Source organism: Achromobacter insolitus (genome assembly GCF_002209555.1).
GTDB classification, from domain to species: domain Bacteria; phylum Pseudomonadota; class Gammaproteobacteria; order Burkholderiales; family Burkholderiaceae_B; genus Achromobacter; species Achromobacter insolitus.
Genome location: NZ_NJIF01000004.1, coordinates 487,955 through 502,509, shown reverse-complemented (window position 1 = coordinate 502,509; position 14,555 = coordinate 487,955). Strand labels below are relative to the sequence as shown.

At 64.1% G+C, this 14,555-nt stretch carries 18 protein-coding genes and 1 tRNA gene; 13 read left to right on the top strand and 6 right to left on the bottom strand.

Features of this window, described 5'->3' with window-relative positions; genetic code table 11:
• Positions 1-118: 118 nt before the first annotated feature.
• From CEY08_RS17460 to CEY08_RS17420, 9 genes are all read left to right on the top strand, one after another.
• Positions 119-868: an amino acid ABC transporter ATP-binding protein gene (locus CEY08_RS17460; protein ID WP_076814888.1), complete on the top strand. Its 750-nt coding sequence runs from the start codon at positions 119-121 to the stop codon at positions 866-868.
• Positions 869-1,005: 137 nt separating this feature from the next.
• On the top strand, positions 1,006-1,797 hold the full coding sequence (locus CEY08_RS17455) for an ABC transporter substrate-binding protein (protein WP_063640959.1): 792 nt from the start codon (positions 1,006-1,008) through the stop codon (positions 1,795-1,797).
• 4 nt (positions 1,798-1,801) lie between these two features.
• Positions 1,802-2,494 (top strand): amino acid ABC transporter permease, encoded by a 693-nt coding sequence (locus CEY08_RS17450; RefSeq protein WP_042794589.1) that lies wholly within the window; start codon positions 1,802-1,804, stop codon positions 2,492-2,494.
• Positions 2,495-2,496: 2 nt separating this feature from the next.
• Entirely contained in the window at positions 2,497-3,186 is a 690-nt protein-coding gene (locus tag CEY08_RS17445) for an amino acid ABC transporter permease (RefSeq protein ID WP_076814886.1), read from the top strand.
• An 11-nt stretch (positions 3,187-3,197) separates the two neighbouring features.
• Entirely contained in the window at positions 3,198-4,490 is a 1,293-nt protein-coding gene (locus CEY08_RS17440; protein ID WP_063640960.1) for an NAD(P)/FAD-dependent oxidoreductase, read from the top strand.
• A 12-nt stretch (positions 4,491-4,502) separates the two neighbouring features.
• On the top strand, positions 4,503-5,087 hold the full coding sequence (locus CEY08_RS17435; RefSeq protein WP_042794587.1) for a helix-turn-helix domain-containing protein: 585 nt from the start codon (positions 4,503-4,505) through the stop codon (positions 5,085-5,087).
• A 96-nt stretch (positions 5,088-5,183) separates the two neighbouring features.
• A tRNA-Arg gene (locus tag CEY08_RS17430) sits at positions 5,184-5,260 on the top strand.
• 115 nt (positions 5,261-5,375) lie between these two features.
• Complete coding sequence (locus CEY08_RS17425; protein ID WP_076814884.1) at positions 5,376-6,365, top strand: tripartite tricarboxylate transporter substrate binding protein; 990 nt, start codon at positions 5,376-5,378, stop codon at positions 6,363-6,365.
• A 208-nt stretch (positions 6,366-6,573) separates the two neighbouring features.
• On the top strand, positions 6,574-7,635 hold the full coding sequence (locus CEY08_RS17420; RefSeq protein ID WP_076814883.1) for a DMT family transporter: 1,062 nt from the start codon (positions 6,574-6,576) through the stop codon (positions 7,633-7,635).
• A gap of 58 nt (positions 7,636-7,693) precedes the next feature.
• Here CEY08_RS17420 and CEY08_RS17415 read toward each other — a convergent pair whose 3' ends face one another.
• Positions 7,694-7,987 (bottom strand): hypothetical protein, encoded by a 294-nt coding sequence (locus CEY08_RS17415; RefSeq protein ID WP_063640965.1) that lies wholly within the window; start codon positions 7,985-7,987, stop codon positions 7,694-7,696.
• A 103-nt stretch (positions 7,988-8,090) separates the two neighbouring features.
• Between CEY08_RS17415 and CEY08_RS17410 the strand changes: the two genes are divergently transcribed.
• The 3 genes from CEY08_RS17410 to CEY08_RS17400 all read left to right on the top strand — a co-directional run bounded on the left by CEY08_RS17410 (position 8,091) and on the right by CEY08_RS17400 (position 10,249).
• Positions 8,091-8,369, top strand: a complete 279-nt coding sequence (locus CEY08_RS17410; protein WP_076814881.1) for a DUF2164 domain-containing protein — start codon at positions 8,091-8,093, stop codon at positions 8,367-8,369.
• A gap of 113 nt (positions 8,370-8,482) precedes the next feature.
• A complete protein-coding gene (locus tag CEY08_RS17405; protein WP_076814879.1) occupies positions 8,483-9,742 on the top strand; it encodes an FAD-dependent oxidoreductase in 1,260 nt (419 codons plus the stop codon).
• A gap of 117 nt (positions 9,743-9,859) precedes the next feature.
• Positions 9,860-10,249, top strand: a complete 390-nt coding sequence (locus CEY08_RS17400; RefSeq protein WP_076814877.1) for an OsmC family protein — start codon at positions 9,860-9,862, stop codon at positions 10,247-10,249.
• A gap of 66 nt (positions 10,250-10,315) precedes the next feature.
• Here CEY08_RS17400 and CEY08_RS17395 read toward each other — a convergent pair whose 3' ends face one another.
• From CEY08_RS17395 to CEY08_RS17375, 5 genes are all read right to left on the bottom strand, one after another.
• The gene (locus CEY08_RS17395) at positions 10,316-10,921 is read right to left on the bottom strand and encodes a hypothetical protein (protein WP_063640968.1); all 606 of its coding nucleotides are present in this window, start codon (positions 10,919-10,921) and stop codon (positions 10,316-10,318) included.
• A 57-nt stretch (positions 10,922-10,978) separates the two neighbouring features.
• Complete coding sequence (locus tag CEY08_RS17390) at positions 10,979-12,097, bottom strand: glycosyltransferase family 4 protein (RefSeq protein ID WP_076814875.1); 1,119 nt, start codon at positions 12,095-12,097, stop codon at positions 10,979-10,981.
• The gene (locus CEY08_RS17385) at positions 12,072-13,028 is read right to left on the bottom strand and encodes a glycosyltransferase family 9 protein (RefSeq protein ID WP_076814873.1); all 957 of its coding nucleotides are present in this window, start codon (positions 13,026-13,028) and stop codon (positions 12,072-12,074) included. Before CEY08_RS17385 ends, CEY08_RS17390 begins: the two co-directional genes overlap by 26 nt.
• A gap of 186 nt (positions 13,029-13,214) precedes the next feature.
• The gene (locus CEY08_RS17380) at positions 13,215-13,565 is read right to left on the bottom strand and encodes a hypothetical protein (protein WP_076814871.1); all 351 of its coding nucleotides are present in this window, start codon (positions 13,563-13,565) and stop codon (positions 13,215-13,217) included.
• 150 nt (positions 13,566-13,715) lie between these two features.
• Positions 13,716-14,264, bottom strand: a complete 549-nt coding sequence (locus tag CEY08_RS17375) for a DUF421 domain-containing protein (RefSeq protein ID WP_076814869.1) — start codon at positions 14,262-14,264, stop codon at positions 13,716-13,718.
• Positions 14,265-14,366: 102 nt separating this feature from the next.
• On the opposite strand from CEY08_RS17375, the gene CEY08_RS17370 reads away from it, so the two are divergent.
• A complete protein-coding gene (locus CEY08_RS17370; protein WP_063641276.1) occupies positions 14,367-14,546 on the top strand; it encodes a hypothetical protein in 180 nt (59 codons plus the stop codon).
• Positions 14,547-14,555: the final 9 nt, after the last annotated feature.

Here is a 14,555-nt window from a genome sequence, read left to right as displayed (position 1 = left end):
GTCTTCGCTTAAGGGTTATGCCTAAGTGGCGATTCTGGAAAAAAATTTACTATACGAAACTCCAGCGTGAATTGCGAAACCTTTTTAACCAAGGCAGCACTCATCCGAAGGTGGATCCGTGGCGGAACCTCTGCTGGTCGTCCAGGCAGTCAGCAAGACCTATCAGCGCGACGGGCAGGCCCCGCATCTGGCGTTGGATGGCATCGACTGCCAGCTTGGGCGCGGCGAGGTCATGGTGGTGGTCGGACCGTCCGGTTCCGGCAAGAGCACCCTGTTGCGCACGCTGAACGGCCTGGAGAGCATCGACAGCGGCACCATCCGGGTGGATGGGGTGTCGCTCTCGGACCCGGCCACCGACGTCAACCTCTGGCGCACCGAAGTCGGCATGGTGTTCCAGCACTTCAACCTGTTCCAACACCGTACTGCGCTGGACAACGTCGCGCTACCCCAGCGCGTGGTGCGCGGCCGTACCCGCGCCGATGCCGAACGCTACGCCCGCGAACTGCTGGGGCGCGTTGGCATGGGCGACTACGGCGCGCGCTATCCCAGCCAGCTCTCCGGCGGCCAGCAGCAGCGCGTGGCGATTGCACGCGCGCTGGCCATGGACCCCAAGCTGATGTTGTTCGACGAGGCCACTTCGGCGCTCGACCCCGAAACCGTGGGAGGCATTCTTGAACTGATGCGCGCGCTGGCGCGCGACGGCATGACCATGGCCGTGGTGACCCACGAAATGGGTTTCGCCCGCGACGTGGGCGACCGCGCGCTCTTCATGGACGCCGGCCGCATCGTGGAAATGGGTACGCCCGAGCAGGTGTTCAGCCACCCGAGGGAAGCGCGCACCCGCGCCTTTCTCGAGAAGATTCTGTAGCAGCAAGGAAGCAACGGGCGGCCCGCGCGTGCGCGGCGTCCGGCGGTAACCAGGGCCGGTCCGGCTGATCCGGGCGCTGCCGGCGCGCTGTGCTTTGCCCGGAATGACATGAGTCCATTCATCACAAGGGGTAGTAAATGCTGAAAATCAAACAATGGCTGGGCGTGGCCGGCATCGCCCTGGCAGCCGCTTCCGTGGCCCTGCCCGCGCAGGCCGACGAACTGGGCGACATCCTCAAGCGCGGAGAGTTGCGGGTCGCGGTGCAGACCTCGGGGCCGCTGATGAGTTTCATGGACAAGAGCGGCAAGCGCACCGGCCTGGCCGTGGAAGTGGCCAAGCGCATGGCCGACGACCTGGGCGTGAAGCTGGTGCTTCAGGACTATGAATGGAAGGGATTGATCCCGGCGCTCCTGTCCGGCAAGGCCGACATGGTGGCCGCCGACATGACGCCCACCCCGCAGCGCGCGGCCCAGGTGCTGTTCTCCACGCCGATGTTCTATGCCGACACCGTGGCCGTGGTGCCCAAGGATTCGCCCTATAAGTCATATGAGGAACTCAATAAGGATGGCGTGACCGTGGGCGTGCTGGGTGCCAGCACCTATGCGGAAGTGGGCAAGAAGATGCTGCCCAAGGCGACCATGAAGGAGTTTTCGGGCGGCAGCGCGCCGGTGGGACAGGCCCTGTCCAGCGGCCGCCTGGATGCCGGGATCATGTCTCTGTCGACCGCCAACCAGTTCCTGGTGGACTTCGGCAATCTGCGCGTGCTGGACGGCATCATGGTGCGGGAGCCCCTGGCGTTCGCCGTCGGCCCCAACGCGTTCCGCCTGAAGTTCTGGCTCGACAACTGGCAGACGTTGAAGACGGCCGACAACACCTTGCCCGAGCAAGTGAAGTACTGGTATTCGACCGACTGGAAGAAAGACCACTGAGCCCATGGACTGGCTGATCGACTTCTATAACTGGCGCATCGTCAGCCAGTACACGGGCCAGTTCGCCACCGGCCTGGCCAACACCCTCATCGCGGCGGGCGCGAGCCTGGTGCTGTCGGTGCTGGCCGGCATCCCGCTGGCGCTTGCCCATATGTCGCCCCGCGCCGCCGTCTGGCGGCCGGTGGCGGCCTATGTGCAATTCATTCGTTCCACTCCCTTGCTGGTGCAGATCTACCTGGTCTATTACGCGGTGCCCATGCTGGTGCCCGGCGCCAAGGGATGGAGCGAGATGCTGTTGGGCATTATCGCCATGACGCTGCACCACGCGGCCTACATGAGCGAGATCATCCGGGTGGGCATAGAGTCCGTGCCGCGCGGCCAGATCGAAGGCGCCAAGGCCTGCGGCATGAACTACCGCCAGCGCTTGCGCTACGTCGTGCTGCCGCAGGCCTTTGCCAATACGCTGCCGCCGCTGCTGGGCCAGACCGCCGTGCTGATCAAGGACACCTCGTTGCTGTCATTGATCACGGTGTTCGAACTGGTCGCGGCCGGCGTGCAGATGAACAGCGACCGCATCGTGCCCAACGAGAGCTTCCTGACCATTGCGGCCGGCTATCTGCTGATCTATGCCTGCATGTTGCTGCTGTCGCGCGGCGTGAGCATCTGGCTGGCGGGTCCCGCCTGGAACGCGAGGTAAGCATGCTGGATTCCTATCTTTCCACCGCCGGCGTCGTGCTGCCCTTTCTGTTGAAGGGCTTCTGGGAAACCTTGAAAATCTCGTTCGTGGCGATCATCGCGGGGTCCTTGCTGGGCTTTGTGATCGGCGTCATCCGCAGCTACCGCATTCGCGGCCTGCATCAGCTGCTGGGGCTCTACATTCATATCCTGCGCGGTACGCCGTTCCTGGTGCAGCTCTATATCTTCTATTTCGTGCTGCCCAGTTCCGGCATCGAGCTGCTGCACTGGGATTCCGGCACGGCCGCCTTCGTGTCGCTGTCCGTCTATACGTCCTGCTATGTGGCCGAGATCGTCATGGGCGCCATCCAGGCCGTGCCCCGCGGACAGACCGAAGGCGCGATGACACTGGGCTTGAGGCCGTTCCAGATACTGCGACTGGTCATCCTGCCGCAAGCCATGCGCCTGATCGTGCAGCCCATGAGCGGCGTGTACGTCATGCTGATCAAAAGCACTGCGATCCTGTCGGTGGTGGGCATCACCGAACTGACGCGCCAGGGCGAGGTCTTCATCATCACCTTTCCGGCGAAGTCGCTGTTCATCTACGGCATGATCGCCGCCATCTATTTCATCTACTGCTACCCGCTGCTGCGTTTGGCCAACTGGCTGGAAAAGCGGCTGACGGGCGGCTTGCAGGGCGCGGGCCTGAACTGACGCCGACCACCATGGCTTCCGAGTACATCGATACCTACTACAAGCGCACGCTGGCCGACAGCGATACCCGCTATGCGCCCCTGTCGGGGGCGTCCAGCACCGATGTCTGCGTGGTCGGGGCCGGGCTGGCCGGACTGTCCGCCGCGTTGGAACTGGCCCGCCGTGGCCGCGACGTAACCTTGCTGGAGGGGCGGCGCGTGGCCTGGGGGGCCTCGGGCCGCAACGGCGGATCCGTATCGCCGGCATTCTCCGCGGGCGCCGACGCCATCAGGAAGCACGTCGACGAAGACCACTATCGCAAGCTCTACCGGCTATCCATGGAAGGCGTGGAGATCATCCGCGGCAACATCCGGGACCTGGACATCGCCGACGCCCGCAAGGTCGATGGCCGGCTTCGCGTGGTGCGTTACGAAGCGGCCGACGCCCTGCGGCAATGGTGCGACAGCCAGCAGCGCGACTTCGGCCGCGATGTGCGTCTGCTGAGCCGTGGCCAGGTCCGCGAGCGTCTGGTATCCGACGTGTACTTCCAGGGCGTGGAAGACCCGACTTCCTTTCATTTTCATCCGCTGAACTATGCCCGTGCATTGGCCCGCGAATGCGCGCGCCTGGGCGTGCGCATCCACGAGGACTCGCCCGTCACGCAGGCCGCGCTGGACGGCGCGGTCAAGCGGCTGAAGACCGGCCATGGCCAGGTCGACGCCCGCAGCGTCGTGCTGGCCACTGGCGGCTATACCGAGGGCGTCGTTCCGGCGCTGCGCCGCGCCATGCTGCCCATCGCGACCTACATCATGTTGACCGAACCCCTGGGCGACCGGGTCCGGGAGGCCATCCGGACCCCCGCCGCCATTGGCGACGACCGGCGGGCCGGCAACTATTACCGCGTGCTCGATGGCGGCCGCATCGGCTGGGGCAGTAGAATCACCACCCGTGTCGATGACCCGCCCGATCTGGCGGAGTCGCTGCGACGCGAATTGCTCTCCGTCTACCCCCAATTGCATGGGCTGCGCGTGGAGACGGCATGGTCCGGACGCATGGCCTACGCGCGGCATCTGATGCCGCAGATCGGCCAGCTGTCGCCAGACGTCTGGTATTGCACGGCGTTCGGCGGACACGGCATGAATACGGCGTCGATCGGCGGCCGGGTTGTCGCGGAAGGGATCGCGGGCGATACCCAGCGCTACAAGCTGTTCGCGCCGTTCGGGCTGGCATGGAACGGCGGCAGCCTCGGCACGGCGGCGGTGCAACTTACTTATTGGTCTTACCAGGCGCGCGACTGGTGGCGGGAGCGGCGGTCGCGGGCATGACAGGGTACATAGATGGAAGGCAACAAACAAAGCGTGTTGGCACAACGGCTGCGAGCCTTGCGCCAGGCGCGGGCGTGGACTTTGAAGCAGGCGGCCGCGGCCACCGGCGTGTCCGCGTCCACGTTGTCCAAGATCGAAAACAGCCTGCTGTCGCCCACCTATGACAACCTGATCAAGATCGCGGCGGGGCTGGAGCTGGACGTGGCCGAACTCTTCACCGCGTCCGACGCCCATATGGGCACTGGGCGCCGCAGCCTCAGCCGCCAGGGCGAAGGGCGCCAGTACGAAACCCCGTATTACGACCACCGCCTGCTTTGCACCGCGTTGTCGCATAAGCGCATGATGCCTTTCCACACCCGCGTCAAGGCGCGTTCGTTCGACGAGTTTCACGACTGGAGCCGCCATCGCGGCGAGGAATTCGTGTACGTCCTGGAAGGCGAGGTGGAGCTCTACACCGAATTCTACGAACCCGCCCGCCTGAAAGCCGGCGAAAGCTTCTATATAGACAGCCGCATGGGGCACCGGGTGATCAGCCTGAGCCCGGACGACGCCCTGGTGCTGTGGGTGTCCACCCATGCGGACATCGGCGAGGAATAGGGCTCGCGGAGCCCGCCATTCCGGCCAACCGCCCAAGGCGGCCGCAACAAGGTAAAATGCGGCGCCCGGATCCATTCCGGGCCATCACCACACCGCGCGGCAGTAGCTCAGCTGGATAGAGCACGGGCCTTCTAAGCCTGAGGTCGGGGGTTCGAGCCCCTCCTGCCGCGCCAATCTTCCCACTTTGTATGAGGCATACTGCGACGCAGTCTGGCGGACCCTGAAAGGGCGCTGCCATGGCAGCCACATAACATGGCCGCGCAGCGGTCAACCAAAGAGGAGAAGAGTATGACCATGCTATCCGGCGCCAAGCTGGGCAGGGCGGTATTGGGGGCAGCGCTTGCGGTGGCGGCGTTTGCCGGATCGGGTTCCAACGCGCACGCCGATGACTATCCTTCGCAGCCGATCAAGCTGATCGTGCCCTTTGCCGCCGGGGGCGGCAATGATGGGATCGCGCGTCTCCTGGGGCAGCTGTTGTCCGATGGCCTGAAGCAGCCCGTGGTGGTCGAAAATCGGCCAGGCGCGGGGGGCAAGCTGGGGGTGGAGCAGGGCCTGAAGTCGGCGCCCGATGGCTATACCCTGACCTTGATTTCCAATAGCTATTCAGTCAACCCCAGCTTGTACAAGCTGCCATTCGATCCGGTCGAGGACATGACGCCGATCGGCATGATCGCGCGCGCGCCGTTCTTTGTGTCGGTCAATCCCGGCGTGCCGGTGGACAGCCTGGGCGAGCTGGTGGCCTTGGCCAAGAAGAAGCCGGGTGGGCTGACCTATGCCTCATCCGGCACTGGCGGGATTTCGCATCTGGCGATGGAGGCCTTTTTGAAGACGGCCGGCATTTCCATGATCCACGTGCCCTACAAGGGGTCCGCGCCGGCCTTGACGGACACGGTCGCGGGCCAGGTCAACGCGATGCTGACCACGGCGGGCTCGACCTTGCCTTACCGCGAGGATAAGCGGCTGAAGGTGTTGGCGGTGACCTTGCCCCAACGTGTGTCTTCGGCGCCCGATATCCCGACGGTGCGCGAGGCCGGCGTGCCGTACGACGTGACGGTGTGGTACGGCATCATTGCGCCCAAGGGTGTGCCGCCGCAGGTGCAAGCGAAGCTCAATGCCGCGATCAATGCGGCCGTCGTGATGCCCGAGATGGCCGACCGCCTCAAGGCAACCGGGGAAGAGGCCGCGCCGGGCAGTCCGCAAGCCTTTCGCGATCAGATCGTCCAGGAGATCTCTCTGTGGGGCGAGGTGGTGCGCGAGGCCGGCGTGACCGTCAATTGATCATCGCTGCCGCCTCGGCCCGGGCGGCAGTCGTTGGGCTCTGAAGGGCTGCCGCGCCGGTCGTTGCGCGTAGCCCTGCGCGCTTCCGGGGTAATGGTCCGTAAATCCGTCCGGGCCAGTAAATTGTGCTGTTCAGGCGAGCGCCGCGCATTCAGCGAAGGCCTTGCCGGCACCGCCTTTTTGCTACGTTCCCTGGCTTTATCCGGCTATGTCCATCCGCTCAGCCCTACCCGCACTGACCTCAGCATTGCTGTTTGGCGCCAGCACGCCTTTCGCGAAGATGCTCGTTGACGACATCACGCCTTTGTTGCTGGCCGGCCTGCTCTATTTGGGCAGCGGCCTCGGTCTCTGTCTGCTATTGCTGCTGCGCCAGGCGAAGCGGGGCGGAGCCGGCGGGGGCGTCCAGGATCTGAAGATCCCCAAAAGCGACGTGCCCTGGCTGCTGGGGGCCATCATCTTCGGGGGCGTGCTGGGACCGGCGCTGCTCATGCTGGGCCTGACGCAGACGAGCGGGGCTTCCGCGTCGCTGCTGTTGAACGTAGAGGGCGTGCTTACGGCCGTGATCGCCTGGTGGGTCTTCAAAGAAAATGCGGATCGCCAGATCGTGTTGGGCATGCTGGTCATCGTCGCCGGAGGGCTTCTATTGTCCTGGGCGCCGGGCGCGGCGGCTTTTTCTCCCGGGGCCTTGCTGATTGTCGGGGCCTGTCTGTGTTGGGCAGTAGATAACAACCTGACTCGCAAGGTCTCCACGAACGACGCGATGCTGATTGCCGGATTGAAGGGGCTCCTGGCCGGGCTCACGAACACCATGCTTGCTTTGCTCGGAGGCGCGACCTTGCCGTCGATCACGGCCGTGAGCGTTACTTTGGCCGTGGGATTCCTGGGGTATGGGGTGAGCTTGACGCTGTTCGTGATGGCGTTGCGGACGCTGGGCACGGCCCGGACGGGCGCCTATTTTTCGGTCGCGCCGTTGTTCGGCGTGGTCATTTCGTTGATGTTGTGGCCCGAAATGCCCGGCCCGCTGTTCTGGGCGGCTGCGGCGCTGATGGCGATCGGCGTCTGGTTGCACCTGCGCGAACGCCATGAGCACGAGCACACGCATGAGCCGCTGCACCATAGCCACCGGCATGTGCACGACGCTCACCACCAGCATACCCATGACTTCCCATGGGACGGCAAGGAGCCGCACACGCATCCGCATCGCCATGCGGTACTCACTCATTCGCATCCCCACTATCCGGATATTCACCATCGGCATGGACATGGGTGAACGGGAGGCAAGGGGCATGCTACGGCCCTGCGTGCATGCCGTCTGTTGCGCCTGCCGGTTACCGCGGCGACGCCAGCTTGCGCGGCTTGGGGGGCGAGTCCATCAGCTGCGCGGTCGCCTGATCGCGTTCGCACACGCAGGGTTCCATCGCCAGATTCGCCAGCAGCTCGTCGTAGATATCGCCCATCAGGCCCGCTGGCCGCTTGAGGTCGCTGGACACCTGGTGCCAGCGTAGCAGGGCCGAGCGCAAGCGCTTGACCTCCCAGAGCAGGGAGACCACATCGGAGTTCCAGGGCTGGCGCTCCCGGATAGCGCGAAGCTCGGCGTGGGTAAGGGGGGCTTTGAACGGCATAGCGGAAAACACTGGTTATGCATCCAGTATAATTCGTACGAAATTGGGGCCGGTTAGCGGGTTTTCCCGTGGAGGCCGGTTTGTCTGCAGAAAGGGGGCCGCCATGGCTATCGAACTTGAACGCGGTGTGCGAGACGCCGCTATCGTTTCCATTCAACGCTACTTCGCCCAGAACATGGATGAACGCATCGGCAATGTGGCGGCCGGTGCGCTGCTGGGCTTCATCCTGGAAGAAATCGGGCCCACCATCTACAACAAGGCCGTGGCGGACGTGCAGGAACGGCTGCAAGCGCGCGTGTCCGAAGTGGACCTGGAGGTCCACGAAGAAGAGTTCGCATACTGGCGCAAGCAGGACAAGGATGCGCGGGGCCGCAAGAAGTAGCCGGGAACCAATGGCCGCAATCGCGTTCATACCTTTCCGGTCAGCCAGGCATGAAGCCGTTGGACTGATCGAGTCCTGATCCGGTTTTGGTTCTCCGCCTGAAGGTTGAATGCATGCGTGTTTTGGTCATTGGGGCAGGTATGGCCGGTTTGGCCTTGGCACAGAAGCTTCATTCTTCCGGAGTCGATGTCGCCGTGTTCGAGCGAGGCACTGCCGTCGCCGACGGCATGGCAGGGTATGGCATCCTGATCGACGGCAATGGACAGCGGGCCTTGAAACACTGCCTGCCTGCAAACATCTTCGAGGAGTTCGACCGCGCCGCGGGGCATGCGGGCGTGAGCGTGCACTTTCTGGACGAAAAGGCTCGCACGCTAACTGCCTTTGAGGGGTCGGCAAGTCCTGGCGGCCAGGCGCAGCGCCGTTCCATCGAGCGCCTCCAGTTGAGAAGCATTCTTCTCGGCGGCCTGGAGGGGCCTGGCAACCCGATACAGTGGGGGAAGGAATTCACCTCCTACGAGATTCTTGGCGAAGATGGACGCGTGCGGGCCCATTTTTCGGACGGTAGTCACGCTGACGGAGATGTGCTCGTCGGGGCCGATGCCAGTAACTCGCGCGTGAGAGCCCAATACCTGAACGGCCTGAAACGGCTTGATCTGGGAATCACCAACCTTGTCGGACGCACGCCATTGACGGCGGACCTGCTCAAGGGACTGCCGCGGAACTTCATCGATGGTTCGGTCAACAACGTGGTGCCGCCGGGTCCGGGCTGGATGTTCCTGTCCGCCTGGAGGGCCGCGGCGCGCAATGGCGCTGCGGACGAGACAGGGAATTATCTTGTCTGGGCTTACGCCGCCGCGCGCAAGGACTTTCCCGATAGCATCGAGAAATTGCAGGGCCACGTGGTCACGGATATCGTGCTGCGGCGCATGGAAAAGTGGTCTCCGACCTTACGGAATCTGGTATTGCACTCGGACATGGAGACGGTGAAAGCCGTGCCGATACGCAGCATGCCCGAGCTGCCGTATTGGAAGCCCAGCCAAATCACCCTCGTGGGCGACGCCATACACAACATGACGCCCATGGCGGGAATCGGGGCGAACACCGCTCTCAGGGATGCCGCGATCCTGGCGGACAGACTCATTGCCGCCGGGAAAGACAAGCGGGCAATGCTGGACGGCATCGGCGCGTATGAAAAGGCGATGCGGACATATGCCAATTCGGCGGTGGGTCTTTCGCGGCTCAACGCGGAGCGGGCCGCGCATGGCGGGGTGATATCACGCCGCTTTTTCCGGTCGTTCCTGCGAGTGGTCGATGCGGTGCCGCCGTTAAAGAGGAAGGTGTTCGAGGATCTGTCGAAGAAGTACGACAACTGAGGCCGCGCAGGAGGGCCCAGGCTGTCACACGCCATACCAGTATTCCCGCTGGCCTTCCTTGATTGTCGCGGCCGGCCTAGGCTGTCTGGATCTTTCATCCAACTACGGGAGATCCACATGGTGACGGCGAAGCGGTCAGGGGAGTCTTATTGCGTCGAGGTAAGCAATGGGCATAGCGTCCTGCTCTCGGACACGCAGAAGCACGGCAAGGGGGGAACGGCAGGAATGCGGCCGCACGAACTTCTCGAAAGCGCGCTTGCTGCCTGTGTTTGCATGTCCATGGACATGGCTGCGGAGCGGGCCGGCGTCACATTGCCCGAAGGATCGGTGGACGTCACGATCGAACGCCTGGACCAAGAAACCGGATTCGAGGTGAGCTTGCGCTTTGCCGCGGCGCTTACCGAGGCGCAGCAGGAGCTGGTTCGCAATGCGGTGCAGTCATCGCCCGTCGCGCGTACCCTGGGCAAGCCGGTGAGGGTCCGGCCTGGGGTGATTCTGGTTTCATAAGGGCTGCCCGGATGGGGCGCGGACGTCGCCAGCTGCGGGCAGAAACAGCTTCTGCCCGCGCATCACTTACTGACTGAATTCATACACATAGCTGTTCGCCGACCCCGCCTTGCGGGTGTACAGCGGGCACCAGCCGTTCTGCGGCGCGACCTCGCAATACCGGTTGCGGCCATATACCTGCGCGATTTTCCAGTTCTGCGTCTTGTCGGCGCGTTCCAGCAGGTACTGCATGCGCACGCCTCTTTCCTTGCGGTCGCGTTCGTCGTTGTCTACCGGGAAACCGGGTGTCGAGGGTGTCGTGTTGCGGATCTGCGCGACAACGAAGGCGCGCGTGTCGGACTGGACGTCGACATTGACGACGCTGCGCTCATAGGTTTGGACGCTGCATTTTTCATCGCCATTCTGCCGGGCCTGGAGTTCGGCCGTGGCGAGCGAGTCTTCGGCGGAGGTGAAAGGCTGGTACAGCTCGGCCAGTTCTTTGCAGGCGGTGGCCGTGTAGCGGTCGTGCGCGTCGCGAACTTGCCACCAGGATTTCACCGCCGCTTCCGGCGTGTTGGCGGTCAGCTGCAGCTGAGGCGTGGCGGCTTGGAGACGGGCCCAGGGAGTTTCTTCCTGCTTGGAGCAGCCCGTCAGGGCGATCGCCAGGACGAGCAATAGGGCGGGCTTTGTCACGGTACTGAATCGGGTAAGTCAATCGGGGGCACCATGATACCGCTTCCACCCTGTCGTTCACCCGCCGGCTAGTGTCCGTTTGTACGCTTCCAAAGTGCTGAACATCTTTCCCGCCAGCCTGAAGTTCGCTTCCGCGTACGCCCGGGCGTTCGCGATCATGGTTGCGGCATGCTTGGGCTGGCTGCGAATCCGCATGATGCCATCCGCATAGCCGGCCACATCCCCCGGCCGGGCCAGCCAGCCGGTCTGGCCCGGTGTGACAATTTCCGGCAGTCCGCCGACCTCGCTGGCAACGACGGGCCGGCGCGCCGCGTAAGCCTCGGGCACGATGCGCGACCAGGCTTCGGTGGCGGAAGGCACCAGGACCACGTCGGCGGCGCCGATCATGCTTGCCACATTGTTGCGGTGTCCGGCAAACACCACATGCCGGGCGATGCCCAGTTCCTGGGCCAGCCGGTGCAGCGTCTGCGCATAAGCCTGCGTGCTGGCGGTGGGCATGCCGACCACCAGCGCGGTGGCGGGCACCCCTTGGCCACGCAGCCGCTGCACTACGCGCAGGAGGTCGGCCTGGCCTTTTTCGGGACGCAGCATGCCTATGGTGGCGATGACGTAGGCGTCTTCTGGTGCGGCTATGTCCAGCGCGTGCCGGGTGGACAGGCGCCTTTGCGGGTCCTCGTCCTGCAGGAAGAACTCGTCCCCCGCCCATTCTCCAACGACGCTGATCCGTTCTTCGGCAATCAGCCCTGCGGCCAGCAGCTCCTGCTTGCCTTTGTCGCTGGTGGCGATGACGTGGTCGCAGCCAATTTTCCATTCGAGCCGGCGCCGTGGGGAGCTGCGCATGGCCTTGGCGAAATGGCGCGTCCTGACGACTGCGCACAGGTCGCGGCAGAGCGCGGCGGTCTTGCCGTCTGCCCTGCTGTGGCTGTCGATGAGGTCGATGCGCAGCGCCTTGACGGTGCGTCGCAGCTTCAGGACCGTGGACGGCGAATAGGCCGGGTTGAAGTCGAGATCCACTGCGCGCAATCCGCGCGCTCGGGCGGCGCGGTTGATTGCGCTGTCGGCGGGTGCCGCGATGGAGACTTCGTATCCATGATTGTGCAGCCAGCTGGATTGTTCGAGGACGCGGAACTCCAGGCCGCCCAGGCTGCGCTCAGCCAGCGTATGCAGGATGCGCATGGTGATCCAGGACTTTGCGGCAGGCGCCCAGCACTTCGTCGGGCGTGATGGAGTTGATTCCATCCCGGGGGTGTCGCGGAACGACCGCGGCGGAATAGGGGCGGTCCCAGAACCATTCGGGATTGGACTCATTGAAGACGCCGACATAGGGCACGCAGGCGCCTTGCGCAATATGCGAGGGACCGCAATCGTTGGCGACCACCAGGCGCGCGCGCAGCATGATGGCGCTGAGCTCGGCAATGGGGCGGCAGTAGGCAACCGAGAATTCCGGACGTCGCATGGCCTGGAGCTTGGCGCGTTCGGCCGCCTCCTGTTCCCCCAGCACGAACAGGAAGCGCGTGTCGGGGCCGAGCAGCAGTTTCAGTCTCTCGGCCAACCGCAAGTAGTTCAGCAGGCTCCAGCGCTTGAAGGCGCCAGACCCTCCGCCCGGAATCAGCACTACGTCCGCACTGTCCGCGCCGCGCAGGTGGGGGCGCGCCAGCGCCTGGAAGCAGCGGCGCGCCGCCAGTTCGGCGTCGAAACCGCGGTACGACGCCAGCAGGCGCAGATTGGCCAGGCCTATGTATTCGGCGATGTCCTTGCGATGGGCATGGGTCCATACCAGGTCGCTTACCCGTGCGTTACGAAAGCCGAATCGCATGGCTGGCCGGCGCAGCAGGTTGAGCAGGCCGAAGCGTTCACTGCTGTGGTGCAGGCTGACGCAGACCTCGGTGTCTTTCTTCAAGGCGCGCAGGTAGTCGCCGAATGTGGCGGCGCGGATGAACTCGTCAACCCAAGGCACCGAGCGGTAGAAGTCCCCCAGACGGTCGCGCGCGACCACGCGGATGCGCCGGGACGCCCACCAGGTCTTCAGTTGATAGAGCGCGGGCAGGGCGACGATCTGGTCGCCCAGCCGCGGCTGGCTTCTGACATAGACAACGACTTCCGACATGGGCAACCTCAGCTCGGTGGCGGGGATCTGTTTACGGTCCGGGGACCGCTGCCGCGCAATGTATCGGCCGAGACGCGCATATCTTTTCGGGGTTCTTGAAAGAATGTGAAAAACCGGCCGGGTGAGCTGCACAGAAGTACACAACTTCCCCCGTGGGTCGAGGGAGGCCCGGCCGGCAGCCGCCGTTTACTTCGAACCGCCGGTGTTCGGATAGCCGGGAGGCGGGGTTGCGCCGCTGCCTCGGGTGCTGGGTACGTTGTCGTTGGCTTCGCGGTTGTGTCCCGGCTTTTGGTCCTTGTGCCGGTCCGATTTCATCTGGTCCTGCTTGTTCAGGTTGGGCGGATTGGTCGGCGTATTGGGCGTTGCATTCGGCGCCGGCGGCACCTGTCCCGGAGGAACGGGCTGGTTGGGGGGCACGGCGGTGCTGTCATTCGGAGTGTTGGAAGGCGACGTGGGCATGGCGGATTGCGCGAAGGCAGCCGCCGAAGCCAATCCGGCCGACAGGGCCAGCGCGTAGGTAAGGGCTCGAATCTTCATGAGTACGCTCCTATATGGGATTGCGGGATACGATCCGCAAGCGCCATGCCCACCCTCATGTGTGACGGCGACATGGCGCGCACAGGGGAAAAAAGTACCGACAAGTGGAATATCTGCGCCCAGCGCCGAATCCGGCGCCGGGCAGGTAAGTCAATCGGACGCGGCGTCGTCTTCCAGCGTGGATGTGCCGTCAGCCGCCATGGGCGACGAAACCGGGTGCGTTGCGCGTATCACGCTGAACTCCCCGGTTGCCTCGAGGTACGCCCGCTCGACTTCCGCCAGGTTGGCGATCCCCTTGAGCCGCAGTTGTTCCATCAGTTCGCTGCGGGTGATGTGCTCCCGTTTGAGGCCGTGCACCAGCACTTTTCCGGATCTGACCAGACATACGCGCTGCGGCTCCAGCACGCGGCGCAATGGCGGGACGTAATAGCCAAGGCGGTCCAGCACATAACTCCAGCCGACGATGGTGGCCACGACGATGATGCCGTCGCCCATGGAATACGAATCGCCCGACATGGCGTTTCCCGCGGCATCCGCAACCAGGACCAGCACCAGCATGTCCGCCATGCCCAGGGAACCCAGATCGCGCCTGCCGGAAATTCGCAACAAGGCGTACAGCACCCAATACATGGTCGTGCCGCGAATGGTCATTTCGGCAAAGCCCGCTTGCAGTTCGAAGATCTGGGCGAATTTGTCCATGACGCTGCGGGAGCAAGCGGCGTGCCACGCGCAAGCGGGTGTCCCGACGCTTCGGGGAACGAAGCTTGCTGAGCTTGCGGCATGTTTCCCGAGGACTTCGCCATGAAACCCAAAGACAGCAAACCCAACCCCTCCAACGACGATACCGACCGCGAACTCCAGGCCAGCCATCGCGACGAGCAACACCGGACCAAGAAGGAAGGTCACGTGAGCCAGATCGGCACTGGCCAGGACCAGCAAAGCCGGCGCAACCGGGGCGCTGGCGCGCGCAGCAAGGGCTGAAGCGCGCGA